An 18259-nucleotide genomic window follows, 5' to 3' on the forward strand; every position below is an offset into this window, starting at 1 on the left:
AAGAGGGATGTCTATAGTTTCAGATCAGGTAGTTTGGGTAAGTGGAACTAATGGTAGCATTGGCAAGACGATCGATGGCGGACTAACCTGGCAATGGTTTAAGCCGACTGGCTATGAGAAACTGGATTTTAGGGACATTGAGGCATTTGGTAGTAATAAAGCCATTGCGGTCAATGCTGGTTCACCAGCCTACGTATTGCTTACGACGGATGGAGGCAAAAATTGGAAACAGACTTATAAGAACCTCGATTCGGCGATATTCCTTGACGGGATGGATTTCTGGGACGCAAAGCGCGGGATCATTTTTGGAGATCCAATCCTCAACAGAATGCAAATATTATCAACAAAAGATGGTGGCTTATCCTGGCAAAATATTTCGGCAAACTTGAGGTGGAACCTGCTCACCGGAGAAGCAGGCTTTGCCGCTAGTGGAACAACGATCAGGGCAGTTGGTAACGGTAAGGTTTATATTGCAACCGGAGGCGCGGCTTCAAACCTATATTATTCCAGTAATTACGGCCTTACCTGGGATTTCTATAAGTGCCCTATCTTACAGGGCGAGAGTAGTACCGGGGCATTTTCAATGGCATTCTACGATAAAAAGACAGGGGTTATTGTAGGAGGGAATTACCTAAAAGATGGCGAGAACACAAACAATATTTTGCTAACCAACAATGGTGGCAAAACCTGGACTAAGCCACTAAAACCGGTAAGCGGTTTCCGCTCAGGTGTGATCTATGTAAGTGATAAAGTATTGATAGCTACTGGTTCCTCAGGCACGGATGTGAGTACAGATGCCGGTATTAGCTGGTATAACATTTCAAAACTAAATTTCAATGTGATCCAGAAATCTAAAACAGGCAAACTAATTTTAGTAGCTGGAAATAAAGGACAGATATACAAACTAACATCAAACTGATGGCTCTACCCTTAAATTCAGTTCATCATATTGCAATTATTTGCACTGATTATGAAATTTCGAAACGCTTTTATACTGAGGTCCTTGGTTTAGAAATCTTACGCGAAGTATACCGTGAGGAAAGGCGATCTTACAAATTGGACCTGTCATTAAATGGATCATATGTGATAGAACTTTTCTCGTTCCCTGACCCTGCCTTGAGACCTTCGCGACCAGAAGCTGCGGGTTTACGCCATCTTGCTTTTGAAGTGGACAATCTTGATGAAGTAGTGAACGGGCTAATAGGGTATGGTATTGTTGCAGAGCCGGTACGGATTGACGAATTTACAGGAAAACGTTTTACATTCATTGCCGATCCAGATCAGCTGCCATTGGAGTTTTACGAGAAATAATAAAGCCAGGTCATCCAACCTGGCCTATCAAACAAAACTTAGATCTAACCAAACATCTAAAGATTAAAACAATTAAATGTTTTAGACGTCAAGGGCGGATTCGAACCGCCGTAGAAGGTTTTGCAGACCCTTACCTCACCACTCGGCCACATGACTATAATGCAAATATAATAAAGTCTACCAAATTAGTATACTTTATTTGCATTTTTTTTTACAAGAAATTTTAAGTATTTAAAAAAGAGTCAATTAGCTGTTTACAGAATTGTGTTTAATCCTCTTCGTTGCGCAGAATATGTTCAATTTCATCGCCTATTTCATCTACCGTTGCTTCATTGAGGATGATGTTCGGTCGGCCTGAACTCAGATCATGCTTATAAAATGGTAGATCGCCAGCTATAATATCTTCTTCAGGAACCAATTCCCAATCGTCAATATCTAACTTTACGGCACCAATAATGCCACCATAATAAATTACTTTATAACAACCATTGTCTGCAGGCAGTATGGTTAGAGTAACTTCATTTACTCCATAACCGATTTTGATATTGAAGGGCTCCATAAATGTGTAACCTAAAATACTTGCAATTGTTTTTAATGGCGCTTCTTTTCTTGTATATTTAGGAACCTAACAACCTAAATTTTATCATTTTGAAACGTAGAAATTTTATTTACCTGACCGGGGTAGGTGCCGCTGCTGCAATGCTGCCAGCCATACCAGTTTGGGGGAACGAAGTGCCCCTTGAACGATCTCTCGAATTTATAGACCCTGCCGCTAAAAAGATTATGGCCGATGTAGCATTAAATGCTGCGAGGAGCAAAGGCGCAACTTACACGGACGTACGAATCGGTAGGTACTTAAATCAATATGTGGTTACCCGGGAAGATAAAGTAGAGAATTTGGTAAACACTGAATCTTTCGGCGTAGGCATTCGTGTGATTGCCAACGGCAGCTGGGGCTTTGCTGCGACGGATAAGGTGGATAAGGAGGGTATTGCAAAAGCCGCCGAGCTTGCGGTAGCAATAGCTAAAGAGAATTCCAGGTTGTTGATTGAACCCGTACAGCTCGCACCACAAACAGGCTATGGTGAGGTGTCCTGGAAGGCTCCTATAGAAAAGAATTCATTTGAGATTCCTATGAAAGAAAAGGTTGATCTTTTACTTTCAGTAAATGATGCAGCGATGAAGGGGGGTGCAGACTACATGAACTCAATTTTGTTTATGGTAAATGAGCAAAAGTATTTTGCTTCTTCAGATAACTCTTATATAGATCAGGACATACACCGCATTTGGCCCACTTTTTTTATCACTAAGATTAATAAAGAGTCTGGAAAGTTTGAAACCAGAAATGCGCTTAGCGCTCCTATGGGTATGGGATATGAATACTTGGATGCGAAACCGGAACACAAAATTGTAACTGCTTCAGGTACGTTGTACAAAGGCAGATATGATATGCTGGAGGATGCAAAGCAAGGTGCGGCGCAGGTTGGGGAGAAATTGAAAGCTAAATCTGTAGAACCTGGTAAATATGATTTGGTATTGGACCCATCGCATCTATGGCTCACCATACATGAATCTTGCGGTCATCCTACTGAATTGGATAGAGTGTTGGGATACGAAGCAAATTTTGCGGGAACTAGTTTTCTAACGCTAGATAAGTGGGAATCGAAGAAATTTAATTACGGAAGTAAGGAAGTAAATATCACTGCGGATAAAACGGAAAAAGGTTCTCTTGGTGCAGTGGGTTATGATGATGAAGGCGTGAAATGTGGTAAGTGGGATGTTATTAAGGAGGGGATTCTTGTGAACTATCAGGCCATCAGAGATCAGGCGCATATCGTGGGTTTGGATCATTCTCAGGGATGCTGTTATGCCGATAACTGGAGCAGTGTCCAATTTCAGCGTATGGCAAATATTTCTTTACAACCCGGTAAAAAGGCATTGTCCATTGCAGATCAGATCAGGAATGTCGAAAAAGGGATATATATCGTTGGTGATGGTTCTTTCTCAATTGACCAACAACGCTACAATTTTCAGTTTGGCGGACAACTATATTATGAGATCAAAGCTGGTAAAATTGTAGGTATGCTTAAAGATGTGGCTTACCAGTCGAACACCCAGGAATTCTGGAACTCCTGTTCGGCGATTTGCGATCAAAGGGATTATCGTCTTGGCGGATCATTCTTTGACGGAAAAGGTCAGCCATCACAATCTAGTGCAGTATCCCATGGTTCGGCCACTGCCCGTTTCAATCAAGTTAATGTAATCAATACTGGAAGAAAAATCTGATAGACTTATGCCAATACTAACTAAAGACCAAGCAAAAGCGCTATTGACTAAAGTGCTTGCTTACTCAAAAGCCGATGAGTGCGAAATTAACCTGAGCGGATCAGATGGCGGCAATATCCGTTATGCACGAAATTCTGTTACTACAAGTGGTGGTGTGAGCGCTACAAGCCTTGTGGTCAGCTCTGCCTTCGGTAAAAAACTGGGAGTAGCCACAATTAATGAATTTGATGAAGTGTCATTAGAAAAAGTGGTTCGCAGATCAGAAGAATTGGCTAAACTGGCGCCAGAGAACCCTGAATTTATGAGCTTTCTTGGACCACAAAATTATGGGCCAGATACCCCAACTTTTTCAACGGCAACAGCTGCGGTAGGTCCGAAGGAACGTGCTGATGCCGTTGCTGACAGTTTGAAAGTCGCTAAAGATGAAAAGTTAAATGCTGCCGGCTTTTTGGAAAACAGTACCGGCTACAGTGCCATGTTAAACAGTAAAGGTTTGTTTGCTTACAATACCTCATCTGATGTGGCTTTTAACATTACCGTTAGGACTTCAGATGGCAAAGGATCTGGCTATGCCACTAAGGGGTATAATGACTTTAGCAAACTTAATGCTAAAGCAGATACAGAAATTGCAGCACAAAAAGCAACAGCGTCAGTAACCGCCAGGGCCATAGAGCCGGGTAAATACACAGTTATATTAGAGCCCACAGCGGTAGCTGTTATGCTGGAAAACTTATTCTTCGACATGGATGCCCGCCAGGCAGATGAAGGAAGGAGCTTTTTAAGCAAGCCAGGTGGAAAAACTAAGTTAGGAGAGCAACTGGTTGATCCTCGTGTTAATATTTATTCAGATCCCTGGAATCCGGAGCTTCCCGGACGCACCTGGGCTGGAGATGGCCGCGCTCAGGAAAAGGTGAACTGGATTGAAAAAGGTGTTGTTAAAAATCTTTATTCTTCTCGCTATTGGGCACAAAAAACCGGTATTAAAGCCATACCTCAGCCGGGCGGAGCTATTATGCAGGGCGGTACTAAAACACTTTCAGAGTTGATTAAGGGAACTGAGAAGGGCATTCTAGTTACACGTTTATGGTATATTAGAAGTGTAGATCCCCAAACCCTTCTTTTAACGGGGCTAACTCGCGATGGTACTTTCTATATAGAAAACGGCGAGATTAAATTTCCGGTAAAGAATTTTAGGTTTAATGAAAGTCCGGTGATCATGTTAAACAATCTGGATGAGATTGGAAAATCAGAACGGACTGTTAGTGCAGAATCGAATCAAAACTATCTTTTGCCACCATTAAAGATTAGGGATTTTACATTTACTTCGCTTTCCGACGCAGTGTAAATACATCCGTAATACCTGATTCATCCACAAAATGAATCAGGTATTAAATAAAGTTCTTAATTTGCTTCACCATTTAAAACGGTTTAGCATACATGAAAAGAATATTATTCCTCATTTTACTTAGCTCTGCAACTGCCTTCGCTCAGAGGCGCTTGGCGCCCGCATATCCTTTGATCACTCATGATCCGTATTTCAGCATATGGTCTTCCTCAGATTCTCTCAATAACGGTGTAACCAAACACTGGACCGGTGCTAACCAATCTTTAACCGGTATGATTAGTGTTGATGGACAGATCTATAATTTTTTAGGAAAAAGAGAAAAAGTTTATCATGCCATTTTGCCTGCTGCAGACGAAAAACCCATGCAATTGAGTTATACAGAAAGCAGGCCTGGTGCAGATTGGGCTACAACTGCTTACAATGATCAATCATGGAATACTGCTGTTGGTCCAGTAGGAAGCGAGCCTTCACAGGCCAAAACTCCATGGAAAAAAGATGAGATATGGGTGCGAAGAACATTTAATCTCTCTTCCGTTAGTCACAATAAATTGTTTCTTAAAATCCGGCATGATGATAATGCCACCGTTTACCTCAATGGTAAAGAGATTTATAGCAAGGAGAAATTGGAAGGGAAATTTGTGTACGTTCCAATAGGTGATGAAGTTAAGTCACTATTAAAAATCGGAGACAATGTGTTGGCAATCTACGCAAAAAACACCGGTGGTCCATCATATCTAGATGGCGGCTTGGTAGAGGAGCCAGATCAATCAGACGAAGTCAAAGTGAATGAAGCAGTGCAGAAAAGCTTGGTTTTTAATGCTACTCAAACCATCTATACTTTTAAAGCAGGAAAAGTGGATCTTAAAGTCACGTTCACCTCACCGTTGCTAATGAATAATCTGGATTTGTTGGCAAGACCGGTTTCTTATATTTCAAGTGTTGTAAAATCAAACGATGGTGCTACGCATGATGTAAAATTGTATTTTGGAGCATCCACCAATATTGCCACGCACACCCCGTTCCAAGAGGTTGAAGCAAAAAAGTATAGCACACCACAACTTGCTATTTTGAAAGCCGGTACGGTAGCGCAGCCGATGTTAAAGCGGACCGGAGATGATGTTCGAATAGATTGGGGATACATGTATATGTCCGTTCCCCAGCAATATAAAAGCGTGCAGACATTGTCTGATTTAGCTGGAGCAGCTGCGAATTTTCTTGGAAAGATGACCACAATGCAGGAAATTACTGATCTAAAGGGTGAAAGTTTAATCCTAAATACAACCTTGACACTGGGGAAAGTAGGCGTTACGCCAAAAGAACAATACATCATGTTAGGATATGATGATATCTATGCACTTACCTACTTTAAGAAAAACCTGAGGCCATGGTGGAATACCAGCGGCAAAGAAACTATTGAAAACCAGATGGCATTAGCTTCAAAAGAATACACGCTTACCATGCAAAAATGTGCTGCGTTTGATAAGCAGCTATTTGCGGATGCTTTAAAAAGTGGAGGGGCTGCTTATGCCAACTTATGTGTACTAGCTTATCGCCAAGCTATTTCTGCACATAAACTGGTCAAGGGACCTTCTGGCGAAACGTTGTTTTTGTCGAAAGAAAATTTTAGTAACGGTTCCATAGGTACCGTAGATGTAACTTACCCTTCAGCCCCTTTGTTTTTATTATACAACCCCAACCTCTTAAAAGGGATGATGAATGGTATTTTTTATTTTAGCGAAAGCGGAAAATGGACTAAACCGTATTCTTCACACGATTTAGGGACTTATCCTATAGCAAATGGTCAGACTTATGGCGAGGACATGCCCATCGAAGAATCTGGCAATATGATGATTCTCGCTGCTGCGATAGCAAAAGCAGAGGGTAATGCAAATTACGCAAAGCAACACTGGAAAACTTTGAGCATATGGGCAGAATATTTGAGCAAGAACGGTCTTGATCCAGCCAACCAATTGTCTACGGACGATTTCGCCGGACACCTGGCCCGCAATGCTAATTTGTCTGTGAAGGCAATTGTTGCACTAGGTGGTTACGGAATGCTGGCAACCATGATTGGCGAAAAAGCCACCGGTGCTAAATATACGGCTATGGCAAAAGACATGGCGTCAAAATGGATGCAGATGGCAGATGCAGGCGACCACTATGCGTTAACTTTTAACAATAAAGATACCTGGAGCCAGAAATACAATATGGTTTGGGATAAGGTGTTAAGCTTAAACTTATTTCCGAAAGAGGTTTATGACAGGGAAGTTAAGTATTACTTGACCAAACAAACAAAGTACGGAATACCGCTGGATAGCCGGAAGACCTATACTAAGTCGGACTGGATTATTTGGTCGGCCACTTTGGCCGACAACAGGAAAGACTTCGAGACACTAATTGCTCCAGTTTATACTTATGCGTTGGAAACACCGGACCGGGTTCCTTTGAGCGACTGGCATGAAACTAAAGATGCTAGAAGGATGAACTTTACCGCCAGGAGCGTAGTTGGTGGGTTTTACATTAAAATGCTTGCAGATAAGCTGCGAAAGTAAATGAGAAAAATCTCTTAGATCCTCGATCATACTGGGAGGATCTAAGAGATTTAAAATTGGATGTCGTTAAACCATTTTTTGTAAATACTTTGATAAACACCATTTTCCTTTAAAAGAGAAAGCACTTCATTAAACTGTTCTTTAAGCTGAACATCCCCCTTTTTCATGGCGATAGCATATTGCGAATCCGTCCCTGGCAAATACATGCCTACTTTCAGTTTCTTGTTTTTCTGCAAAAATCCGCCCGCAATAGGCGAATCATCTATCAATAAATCTATTTTCCCAGACTGCAGTTTTCTGTAAAGGTCTTTGTTTGTTTCAGCGTGCACCATATTGTTCGCCGGAAAATTAGTGTGCACATATCTTTCAGCCTCTGTCGCCTCCCGTATACCGATGGTCTTATTTTTTAAGTCGTTAATGCTTTTTAAAGAATCTTCCTGGTTAATTACAGCACATAATCTAAAGTGCAAGTATGGATTGGTAAACTCAAGAATATGCCTTCGTGATGGTGTGACTGTTACTGCAGAGCAAATCAGATCTAGCTCTCCTTTAAAAAGTTGTTCAAGTATATTAGACCAAAGAGAAACTTCATATTCAATTTCTAACCCTAAATGATCAGTGATTGCCTTCATCAAATCAACTTCGAATCCTTCAAAGGTTTCCGAATTGTAATCGGAATGCATAGGAAAGGGAGCGGCAGAATCTAATCCGACTTTTAAAACCTTTTTTTGAATCATTAGTAGAGAAGGTAATTAAATGGTTTTTAATCGGTGACAATTTACGTCTTTTTGGGCATAAAGGAGGTTTATATGGCTAGTCTTGCTAAAATTTTATCCACATTACTAAATTTTGTTGAAAATAGCATCTTTCTATCAGTGGTTTACAGCTCTTTCCTGTGATTGATATAAGCCAGCTAGCCAATTCCTCAAATTGTCTTTTGCGTTAATGGTCTTTTTGAACTACCTAAAACTTTATCTGTTCTTCCAATCATTTGCACCTAATCATTCTTATGTTGTAAACGCCAAGCAGGAAAAAGCTTGGATTAAATCGCGTAGCTGTCGAACTATAAATTGGTTTCCATACATGGATAATTACGGCCGAGATTAGTAATATTGTATATTGGAAGAGCAGAATAAAATAAAACTGGATAAAAGGCAGGCATTAGTAAAAGCGGAGCACTATTGTGCGTATCAGGAACGCGCGCAACAAGAGGTTCGAGATAAGCTTTACGATTGGGGGCTTTGGTCAAACGAAGTAGAGGAGGTGATCTCTGAATTGATAGAGAATAATTTTCTAAACGAAGAGCGTTTTGTAAATGCGTATGTATCCGGCAAATTTAAAATCAAGCATTGGGGAAAGATAAAGATCAAACAAGGTTTGAAACTAAAACGGATTACAGATAAAATGATTTTAGCTGGATTGAAGACCATCGACTATGATGAATACATGCAAACCATTCTGGCTACTGCGGAAAAAAAGCTACCCTCAATTAAGGAAAAAGAACCTTATAAAAGGAAATATAAGCTCGTAACTTATTTATTGAGCAAGGGCTTTGAAAATGATTTAATAATAGATGTGCTGAAATCCAATAACTTAACGTGAAGGTTAATTTTTTTATTAAAAATAACTTGACAACAATATAAAACTGTTTATATTTGCATTCCCAAACGGAAAGACAGGGATTCTAATCAAAGCCTTTCCAAAGTTTGGAAACATCGGATGATGTTGATTTATACCATGCGAAAGTAGCTCAGTTGGTAGAGCACGACCTTGCCAAGGTCGGGGTCGCGAGTTCGAATCTCGTCTTTCGCTCTAAATGCCTTCACTACCTGAAGGCATTTATTTTAAAAGGTTAACACCTGCTCAGATGGTGGAACTGGTAGACACGCAGGACTTAAAATCCTGTGACCTTAAAAGTCGTGCGGGTTCGATTCCCGCTCTGAGTACTCAAAAAGCGAAGAAAAAGCCGATCATATCCTGATCGGCTTTTTTGTATGTTAACAAAATCAAACTCCTGCTCTTAGTTCAGTTTTTTGTTATAAATCAATTCGATGGTGCTGATGCTGCCAACGGGAGCTATCTTTATATTTCTACTTCCTTTATTAACATAAAAATAGAAGGAACTATTTGAATCAAACACGTAAGCCTCCTCAGTTTTCCCAGTGCCAAAACTAATTTTGTAATTGTTGCGAAATTTACCCTGAGAAATTTCTCTGGATATTTTTCTGCCCTCACCTATTCCTAAGCCAACAAATAGAGACAATATGAGATAGGCAAGAAACAGGATAGATATAGGTAAAAGAGCACTTTGAATTTCTTTTTTAGTCGCTTGCGAATCGAACCTGTTTTGACCTAGTATCCTTTTAGCCCAGCTTTTATCTTTGTACTTGATTAACAACAGCTGAAATACATATAATAAGATAAAAACTAAAATAACAACGCCAACTACAACAGGGCTTGAAGATAGCTCGGAGATTGGGCTAATCAGAATATCAGTAATCGACGAGTACTTCAATATATTTATCCCTAGCTGATAGTATTGTACACTTTCTTTTAGAAGGCCCATAAGGATAAGGTACAGATAGCCCAGAGGGAGCAATGTTTGAATTCTATCTAGATATTTCATTTACTACAATTGTTTTTCCGGCTTAAAGATAACGCTGTCTTAAACTTTTTTCAGTCATGCACAATTCTTTTAAAATTCCACTAGGCTAAAACCCCTAGCGACTTAAGCTCCTCTGATGTAACTTTGCGTTGAGGCCGGTATCCAATTAACGCCAAATTGATCTTATCTTGGGTATTTGGATTAATTAAGGTCGAGTAATACCCTTTACCGTCCGCATAACAGAAGCTAATTACAGTTCGCTCAGCTTTGTAAGCAATTTCTGGCAATTTATCCAGCACCTGAAAAAGGCCGTCAGCTATTTTTTTTGAATCTTGATCTTCTGGTATTACAAAAAGCAACTCGTCTTTTCCTCCCTTAAAATTGGTTATAGTACGCCATAAAGGCTCTTTATAGTGCTCCTTCAGATTCAGAAGCAATTGCAGTTTGTATGAATTAGGCATTTGTTAGTTGTTTGGTAAGCACAATATAGGGATTTACTAACTACAAAAAATTCATTATTTTCATTACATTGACTGCTTCGCCAAAAAAATGAAATGAAAATAATCATAGCCATCTTTCTGTTGTTTTCTAGTGTGATTTATTCTGGGAAGGCACAAAAAAAGCCCACAGGATTGTTGATTGATTTACTAGCTGGGCCATCTAGTTCTCTTGACACTTCACCACAAATAGTTGTACTTTCTAGTTATCCTTCATTCAGTTGGGTAGTCCCTGGAAAGCAGCAGGGAACCGTACAGACGGCATATCAGATATTGGTATCCAAATCCAAAAATGCATTAACTAAAGACATAGGAAATGTGTGGAACAGTGGCAGGGTTGCCAGTGCCAATTCTGTTTCGGTAATGTTTAAGGGAATAGCACTAAAACCTCTTACCAATTACTTTGTTAAAATAAAAGTATATACCAATAAAGATGGAGAAAGTAATTGGTCTGATATTAAAGCCTTTTCCACTGGAGTCATATTAGACGACTATAAATCTTCTTCAGAAAGGCTAGTTAAAACAGGACAAGAAGCTAAACTACTACCCACGGCTAGTAATAATTACCAACTGTTTGATTTCAAGAAGGATGCTTTCGGCCAAGTAAATGTAAGATTATCGTCTTCTACAGGATCAGATTCTGTAATAATACATATGGGTGAAAATTTGTTGAACAATAAAGTAGATCCAAAGCCAGGTGGAACAATTCGTTACCGAAGGCAGGTGCTCACCTTGTCTAAAGGCACTCATTCTTATCAGGTAAAATTAGAGCCCGACAAGAGAAACACAGGTCCAGCGGCCATCAAAATGCCTGAATACATTGGGGAAGTTCTTCCATTTAGGTATGTGGCTATTGAAGGATATGGTCATAAAATACCTGCTCAAAATGTAACAAGAGCTATGGTTCATTATCCATTTAATGATCAATCCGCTTATTTCAAAAGCAGTAATGACACCCTAAACCAAGTCTGGGAGCTTTCAAAATATTCCATGAAAGCTACTTCTTTTGCAGGTATTTATGTAGATGGAGACAGAGAAAGGATTCCATACGAGGCAGATGCACTTATCAATCAATTGGGACATTACGCGGCCGACAGAGAATTTAGCATAGCGCGCTCAACATCAGAGTATCTATTACAGAAGCCCACCTGGCCAACAGAATGGATACTGCAGGCTTTAATCATTTCCTGGAATGATTATCTGTATACAGGTGATAGCAGATCCCTCGCTTCAAATTATGAAATACTGAAAAACAGAACGTTAGTCCAGCTGATAGATAAAAATGGGTTGATTTCTACAACCACCGGCCTGCAAACCCCCGCTTTTTCTGCATCAATAAAATTCAATGATAAAATAAAAGACATTGTTGACTGGCCACTAAGCGAAACAGATGGGTTTAGGTTTACCAATTATAATGCAGTTACCAACGCCTTCCATTACAAAGCCTTACTCATTATGGAAGAGATCGCCAAACTATTAAAACATACGGAAGATGCTGATTTCTATCATGATAAAAGTGATAAGCTCAAGTTAGTTTATAATCGAACATTTTTAGATAAGGCAACTGGCTTGTACAGAGACGGTGATACCACTTCCCATTCTTCATTACATACCAATATGTTTGCAGTAGCATTCGGGCTGGTGCCAAAAGAGAATTTGCCAAAGGTGATGGATTTTATACAGTCACGCGGAATGGCCAGCAGTGTATACGGTGCACAGTTTTTATTGGAATCGCTCTATGAAGGCGCATCTGCGGATTATGCACTGTCATTACTCTGTTCAGGTGGAGTAAGGAGCTGGTATAACATGATCAGAGTTGGTTCTACCATCACACTAGAGGCTTGGGATAATAAGTTTAAACCAAATCAGGACTGGAACCATGCCTGGGGTGCGGCTCCAGCAAACATCATTTCAAGAAAGTTGATAGGCGTTGAGCCTGCCAATGCAGGCTGTAGTACGATTTCTATAAAGCCGCAAATAGGAAAGCTTAGTTACGCAGAAGCTCTGGTACCAACTATAAGAGGTGGCGTAACCGTCAGCATTAAAAACCAAGCTGAAGAATATGTTTTGAATATTAATATTCCTGCCAATATGGAGGCAAACGTATACCTGCCGCTAAGAGCGGGTAACAATAACATCTTTTGTAATGGCAAGAAAATGACAGTAAAGCAGGCTGCTGGCAAGACAAACATGGAGGCTATTAAAATTCTTTCAGGATCGTACACCTTCACTATGAAAGCAAAATGATTAATTTTGAACTATGAGTCACGTCACCTATTCCATTAACCAGATTGCTGAAATCTTAAACCCAAGGTCTTTTAGTTTTGTGAAGGACTCTGTAATCAGTCAGTTGGTAATTGATACCCGAAGTGTGATAGATCCTGACGAGTCATTGTTTTTTGCACTTTCAGGAAAGAGAGATGGTCATGAGTATCTTAAAGATGCATATGCAAATGGAATTAAGAATTTTGTAATTAGTAGCGCAGCCTATATTAGCCAGTATCCAGATGCTAATGTGATTTTAGTTAGCAATGTTCTCGAGGCGCTGCAAATTCTGGCGGCATACAACCGTTCTCAATACAATTTAAAAACTTTAGCAATCACCGGGAGTAATGGTAAAACCATTGTTAAAGAGTGGTTGTACCAATTGCTGGCAACAGATTTCAATATTGTAAAAAGTCCTAAAAGTTTTAATTCGCAAATAGGGGTTCCATTATCTGTATGGCAAATTGAAGAAGACCATACGCTTGGCATTTTTGAAGCGGGTATTTCCAAAGTCAACGAAATGGAAGCACTTGCGCACATCATTAAACCTACTATAGGTATCTTAACCAACATAGGAGAGGCACACGCTGAAGGTTTTGAATCACACTACGAGAAATTGACAGAAAAGTTAAAACTGTTTGAGCATGCCGATTTGTTGATTTACAGTCCGGATTACACTGTGGGACTAAAAGAGGCAGACCTGCCAGGTAGGGTCAAATTCTCCTGGAGCATAAAGCAGAAAGCTGATCTTCAGATTTTATTTTTAGAGCCCATAGACGGCAGAACTTATATCCGCGCCAGATTTGAGGGCGATGAAATAGAGTGCCTCATTCCGTTTATAGACAAAGCTTCGGTTGAAAATGGCGTGATTTGTTGGGCTACAATGTTGGCAATGGGCTATACCGCTAAGGAGGCTGATCTGAGATTGGAAAAACTTTCTCTGGTGAGTATGCGACTTGAACTAAAAACCGGAATCAATCAGTGTTCTATAATTGATGATTCCTATAGTGCAGATACTTCATCATTGGCGATAGCCCTCGATTTTTTAAATCTTCAAAATCAACATATTAAAAAGACACTTATCCTTTCAGATTTAGTTGAAACTGGTAAAACCAGCGATGTGCTTTACGGTGAGATAGCCGCTTTACTGAAACAAAAGAACTTAAGCAGACTAATAGGCATCGGTCCGCAAATATCAGGTTGTGCCGACTTATTTCAATTAGAAAGCACTTTCTTTGAGAGTACGCAAGCTTTTATAGACAGCTTCCCAGCACTTCATTTTAGTAATGAGACCATTCTGGTAAAAGGTGCAAGGCGATTTGAATTTGAAAGAATCAGTTCACTCATATCTCAAAAGATTCACGACACGGTTCTGGAAATTGATTTAAATGCCTTATCTGGAAACCTACAGTTCTATCGAAGTAAATTGAAACCAGGGGTTAAAGTAATGGCGATGGTCAAAGCATTCTCTTACGGTAGTGGTAGTTTTGAAATTGCCAATTTGCTGCAATACCATAAGGTAGATTATCTGGCGGTTGCTTATACAGACGAGGGTGTATCCTTAAGAAAAGCCGGGATCACTATGCCTATCATGGTAATGAGTCCGGAACCCTCTGGTTTTGATGCGATCATAAAGCATCGACTTGAACCTGAGATTTATAACCTGGAAATCCTGAAGAGCTTTAGCGGCTATTTAAGCGACAACGAATACGATTACCCCATCCATATAAAATTGGACACCGGAATGCACAGGCTAGGCTTTGAGGAACTTGACGTGGCAGATATGCTGCGCGCCCTTAAAGAAGGTAAAAAGCTGAAAGTTGCCTCTGTATTTTCGCACTTGGTGGGTAGCGAGAATCATGAACACGATGAATTCTCAAGATACCAGTTGGCCAGGTTTACAGACATGGCAAATGTGATTGAACAAGAGTTAGGTTACTTCTTTATAAGGCATATTTCCAACACTTCAGGTATAACCAGGCATCCCGAGGCACAATTGGACATGGTGAGAATTGGAATTGGTCTGTACGGTTTTGACGGCGGTATGGCCAATTCTCAGGTATTACAAACCGTAGCTGTGTTGAAAACTACAGTTACTCAGGTAAAGCACATTAAATCTAATGAAAGCGTTGGGTACAGTCGTAAGGGTACGCTTCCTGATGGTGGTGAGATTGCAACTGTAAAGATCGGTTACGCTGACGGATACAACCGAAGGTTTGGGAATGGCGTAGGGCATATGCTCATCAACGGTAAAGCGGCCAAAACCGTTGGTGTAATTTGCATGGATATGTGTATGCTGGATGTTACTGGTCTCAACGTAAGAACAGGAGATGAAGTCATCGTTTTTAACGACGAATTGAGCATTGCGAAACTAGCTGAACAAATAGATACCATCCCTTACGAAATACTGACCAATATATCACAACGGGTAAAGCGCGTGTATTTTTACGAGTAGGCTTACCTTGCCCAATTAATTTTTTTTAAGTTTGCAGCATGAATAAAATCGGCAGAATAGTATTAAATTATTTGATCAAAGGTTTATTGATCGTCCTGCCCATCGCTTTAAGCGTTTTCATCGTCATATGGGCAGTAACTACGGTAGATAGCTGGTTAAACGTCAACAACATACTCGGGGTCGACCCAAATACTGGTGCTAGTCGTAATATTCCCGGCCTTGGTTTAGCTCTTGTCGTGGCAATCATTCTTGCCGCCGGGATTTTTGTGACGAACTTTGTTACTGAGCCAATGTACAATTGGTTTCAACGGATATTGGATAGGCTTCCAATTTTAAAGTTTATTTATTCTTCTATAAAGGACCTGACAGAGGCGTTTGTTGGGGACGAAAAGAAGTTTAATACACCAGTGCTTGTCGAAGTAGAAGGGGAATTAAAGAGAATAGGTTTTTTAACTCAAAATGATCTTACTGCCATAGGTCTTCCTGGCGAGTCAATTGTATACTTTCCATTTTCCTATTCATTTGCAGGACAGGTATATGTAGTGAAAAATGAGAAAATTAAACTGCTGGAAATGAGTGCAGCTGACGCGATGAAGCTCGTTGTATCAGGCGGCGTTACACATTTCTAGCCTAAAAGTTCGGCTTCAATACATACTTATCATAGAATCTGAAGATATGCTCTGTTGCCTCTTCGGCCGTATCGACTAGCCTGAAAAGATTTAAGTCTTCTTCATGGATGTTATGCTCTATATTTAACATGGTTTTTGTAATCCAGTCTACCAGTCCACCCCAGTAATCTTTGCCCACCAGTACAATAGGGAATCTGGCAATTTTTCCGGTTTGAATTAGGGTAATGGCTTCGAAAAGTTCATCCATCGTACCCATGCCACCTGGAAGTACAATAAAGCCTTGCGAGTACTTCATGAACATCACCTTGCGGATAAAGAAATAATCAAATTCCAGAAGTTTATTATGATCAATGTATTTATTATGGAACTGTTCAAAAGGGAGCTCTATGTTTAAACCAACAGATTTACCTCCATTGGTATGCGCGCCTTTGTTACCGGCTTCCATAATGCCCGGTCCACCGCCTGTGATTACTCCGTAGCCGCGGTCCGTCAAAAGCTTACCGCATTCTACCGCTATCTCGTAATACTTATTGGTTTCTGCAGTACGTGCGGATCCAAAAATTGATACACAAGGTCCTATTTTGGCAAGTTTCTCAAAGCCGTCAACAAACTCGGCCATTATTTTAAAGATCTGCCAGGAATCAGTTACTTTAATTTCCTGCCAGTTTTTATTTTCAAATGCACTTCTTATTTTCTCTTCACTAGTCATTCTTATGCGCTTCTAATTAAAATTTAGTTTGCAGATCTGTTTTTTTACTGATCAGTAATAATCCAATAAAGGTAATCAGGCCATTTACCAAAATCAACTCTACACTGAACTTGTAACCGGCTAATAATTGTGCCGAATACTCATTTAGCAAATAACATATGCCCGGAGATATAACGCAAATTAATGGAACAAGTTTGTCATGCAATCCTCTGTTTCTTACAAATAACCCGAAGCTGTATAAACCCAATAATGGGCCGTAAGTATATGACGCTACTTTAAATATCCCTTTAACAATAGATTCATCATTCAAAACATTGAAAACAATGATCACTAAAAACATTAGCATAGAAAAACCTACGTGTACTAAATGTCTGGTGTTTACAGCTGTTTTTGAATTGGTGTTTTCACCCTTGTCCATTTGCAGAAAATCTACACAAAAAGACGTAGTTAGGGCGGTAAGGGCTGAATCGGTGGTTGCAAAAGTTGCCGCTGTTAAACCCAGCATAAAGACAACTCCTGGTATTAATGCAAGGTGGTTAAAGGCAATCTCAGGAAAAAGAAAATCTGTACGAGGTTTACCTGTTATGTGATCTAGTGGGATCGAAATTCCGTTCTTAGTGGCGTATATGTATAGCAAAGCGCCCACACTTAAAAAGAAAATATTTAGGACTACGAAAACTGCGGTAAACGTAAACATATTCTTTTGGGCTTCGCCGATGGTTTTCATGCTTAGGTTCTTCTGCATCAAATCCTGATCCAGTCCAGTCATGGCAATGGTCACGAAAATCCCACCCAGTAATTGCTTACTGAAATGGAAATTGCTGGTTAGAAAGTCCTCATAAAAGAAGATCTTGGAATAACCGCTGGTTTTAATGGTCTCAAATGTTTGAGGGATGTCTAAGTTAAGGCTGCTGCAGATAAAGTAGAGTGTTAAAAAAACAGATAAGACCAGGAAAAAGGTTTGCAGGGTATCGGTGATGATAATGGTTTTTAATCCGCCTTTAAAGGTGTACGACCAGATTAAGATTAGTGAAATCATCACTGTTGCCCAAAAAGGTACACCATAACTGTCGAATATAAATCGCTGCAATACGATAACTACGAGATATAATCTGAAGGCAGAACCGATGGTTCGACTTATTAAAAAAATAGAAGCTGCGGTTTTGTAACTGTAAAAGCCCAATCGTTGCTCAATATAGCTATATATCGACGTTAGCTTCATTCTGTAATAAAGCGGTAACAGTACGGTGGCAATAATGATAAATCCTATTGCATTTCCTAAAATAAACTGAAAATACTGAAATTGATTTCCGGCAGGAGCACCGACTTCCCCTGGCACAGAGATAAAAGTAACTCCTGAAAGGGCAGTGCCAATCATTCCAAAAGCCACGAGGTACCATTTCGAATTGCGATTGGCTATAAAAAAAGTAGAGTTATCTGACGATTTTTTAGACGTTGCAAACGCAATGACAATCAAAAGCAAAAAGTACCCGATAAGGAATGATAAAAGTATAGCCGGACTCATAGGATGTTTTTAGCTTTTAAATGTAAGAAATCATATTATTAAATATTGCTTTGAGCAGCAATTATTCACAAGTATTCAAT

At 39.9% G+C, this 18259-nt stretch carries 15 protein-coding genes and 3 tRNA genes; 11 read left to right on the forward strand and 7 right to left on the reverse strand.

Annotated elements, in window-relative coordinates; all coding sequences use genetic code 11:
- Positions 1-7 precede the first annotated feature (7 nt).
- Complete coding sequence (locus ACXZ1K_RS10850; RefSeq protein ID WP_458969684.1) at positions 8-919, forward strand: WD40/YVTN/BNR-like repeat-containing protein; 912 nt, start codon at positions 8-10, stop codon at positions 917-919.
- Positions 919-1311, forward strand: coding sequence for an SMU1112c/YaeR family gloxylase I-like metalloprotein (gloA2, locus tag ACXZ1K_RS10855; protein ID WP_458969685.1), 393 nt, complete (start codon positions 919-921; stop codon positions 1309-1311). Before ACXZ1K_RS10850 ends, gloA2 begins: the two co-directional genes overlap by 1 nt.
- Positions 1312-1396: 85 nt before the next feature.
- On the opposite strand, the gene ACXZ1K_RS10860 is transcribed toward gloA2, so the two are convergent.
- Positions 1397-1467, reverse strand: a tRNA-Cys gene (locus ACXZ1K_RS10860).
- Between the two features lie 112 nt (positions 1468-1579).
- Positions 1580-1870 (reverse strand): hypothetical protein, encoded by a 291-nt coding sequence (locus ACXZ1K_RS10865; protein ID WP_458969686.1) that lies wholly within the window; start codon positions 1868-1870, stop codon positions 1580-1582.
- A gap of 89 nt (positions 1871-1959) precedes the next feature.
- Here ACXZ1K_RS10865 and ACXZ1K_RS10870 point away from each other — a divergent pair, with 89 nt between their 5' ends.
- From ACXZ1K_RS10870 to ACXZ1K_RS10880, 3 genes are all read left to right on the forward strand, one after another.
- Positions 1960-3597 carry a TldD/PmbA family protein gene (locus ACXZ1K_RS10870; protein WP_458969687.1) on the forward strand — a complete coding sequence of 546 codons (1638 nt, stop codon included), beginning with the start codon at positions 1960-1962 and terminating at the stop codon, positions 3595-3597.
- 7 nt (positions 3598-3604) lie between these two features.
- Positions 3605-4942 (forward strand): TldD/PmbA family protein, encoded by a 1338-nt coding sequence (locus ACXZ1K_RS10875; protein WP_458969688.1) that lies wholly within the window; start codon positions 3605-3607, stop codon positions 4940-4942.
- A gap of 92 nt (positions 4943-5034) precedes the next feature.
- Positions 5035-7494, forward strand: coding sequence for a glutaminase family protein (locus ACXZ1K_RS10880; RefSeq protein WP_458969689.1), 2460 nt, complete (start codon positions 5035-5037; stop codon positions 7492-7494).
- A gap of 50 nt (positions 7495-7544) precedes the next feature.
- Here ACXZ1K_RS10880 and ACXZ1K_RS10885 read toward each other — a convergent pair whose 3' ends face one another.
- Positions 7545-8231 (reverse strand): substrate-binding periplasmic protein, encoded by a 687-nt coding sequence (locus ACXZ1K_RS10885; RefSeq protein WP_458969690.1) that lies wholly within the window; start codon positions 8229-8231, stop codon positions 7545-7547.
- A gap of 382 nt (positions 8232-8613) precedes the next feature.
- On the opposite strand from ACXZ1K_RS10885, the gene ACXZ1K_RS10890 reads away from it, so the two are divergent.
- From ACXZ1K_RS10890 to ACXZ1K_RS10900, 3 genes are all read left to right on the forward strand, one after another.
- A complete protein-coding gene (locus tag ACXZ1K_RS10890) occupies positions 8614-9096 on the forward strand; it encodes a regulatory protein RecX (protein ID WP_458969691.1) in 483 nt (160 codons plus the stop codon).
- A 137-nt stretch (positions 9097-9233) separates the two neighbouring features.
- Positions 9234-9306: transfer RNA gene (locus tag ACXZ1K_RS10895), tRNA-Gly, on the forward strand.
- Positions 9307-9355: 49 nt separating this feature from the next.
- Positions 9356-9440: transfer RNA gene (locus ACXZ1K_RS10900), tRNA-Leu, on the forward strand.
- 74 nt (positions 9441-9514) lie between these two features.
- Here ACXZ1K_RS10900 and ACXZ1K_RS10905 read toward each other — a convergent pair.
- A complete protein-coding gene (locus ACXZ1K_RS10905) occupies positions 9515-10120 on the reverse strand; it encodes a hypothetical protein (protein WP_458969692.1) in 606 nt (201 codons plus the stop codon).
- A gap of 80 nt (positions 10121-10200) precedes the next feature.
- On the reverse strand, positions 10201-10560 hold the full coding sequence (locus ACXZ1K_RS10910; protein ID WP_458969693.1) for a hypothetical protein: 360 nt from the start codon (positions 10558-10560) through the stop codon (positions 10201-10203).
- A gap of 93 nt (positions 10561-10653) precedes the next feature.
- Here ACXZ1K_RS10910 and ACXZ1K_RS10915 point away from each other — a divergent pair, with 93 nt between their 5' ends.
- Genes ACXZ1K_RS10915 through ACXZ1K_RS10925 form a run of 3 tightly spaced genes read left to right on the forward strand, consistent with a single transcriptional unit; the run spans position 10654 to position 15945 of the window.
- Positions 10654-12843, forward strand: coding sequence for an alpha-L-rhamnosidase-related protein (locus tag ACXZ1K_RS10915; RefSeq protein WP_458969694.1), 2190 nt, complete (start codon positions 10654-10656; stop codon positions 12841-12843).
- 13 nt (positions 12844-12856) lie between these two features.
- Positions 12857-15316 carry a bifunctional UDP-N-acetylmuramoyl-tripeptide:D-alanyl-D-alanine ligase/alanine racemase gene (locus ACXZ1K_RS10920; RefSeq protein WP_458969695.1) on the forward strand — a complete coding sequence of 820 codons (2460 nt, stop codon included), beginning with the start codon at positions 12857-12859 and terminating at the stop codon, positions 15314-15316.
- Between the two features lie 38 nt (positions 15317-15354).
- Entirely contained in the window at positions 15355-15945 is a 591-nt protein-coding gene (locus tag ACXZ1K_RS10925; RefSeq protein WP_458969696.1) for a DUF502 domain-containing protein, read from the forward strand.
- A 1-nt stretch (position 15946) separates the two neighbouring features.
- Here the strand turns inward: ACXZ1K_RS10925 and ACXZ1K_RS10930 are convergent, their stop codons facing one another.
- Both ACXZ1K_RS10930 and ACXZ1K_RS10935 read right to left on the reverse strand, forming a co-directional pair.
- Positions 15947-16654, reverse strand: a complete 708-nt coding sequence (locus ACXZ1K_RS10930; RefSeq protein ID WP_458969697.1) for an LOG family protein — start codon at positions 16652-16654, stop codon at positions 15947-15949.
- Positions 16655-16670: 16 nt separating this feature from the next.
- Positions 16671-18179: a sodium:solute symporter gene (locus ACXZ1K_RS10935; RefSeq protein ID WP_458969698.1), complete on the reverse strand. Its 1509-nt coding sequence runs from the start codon at positions 18177-18179 to the stop codon at positions 16671-16673.
- Between the last annotated feature and the right edge of the window lie 80 nt (positions 18180-18259).

The sequence above is a fragment of the Pedobacter jaeyakensis genome (assembly GCF_054461315.1).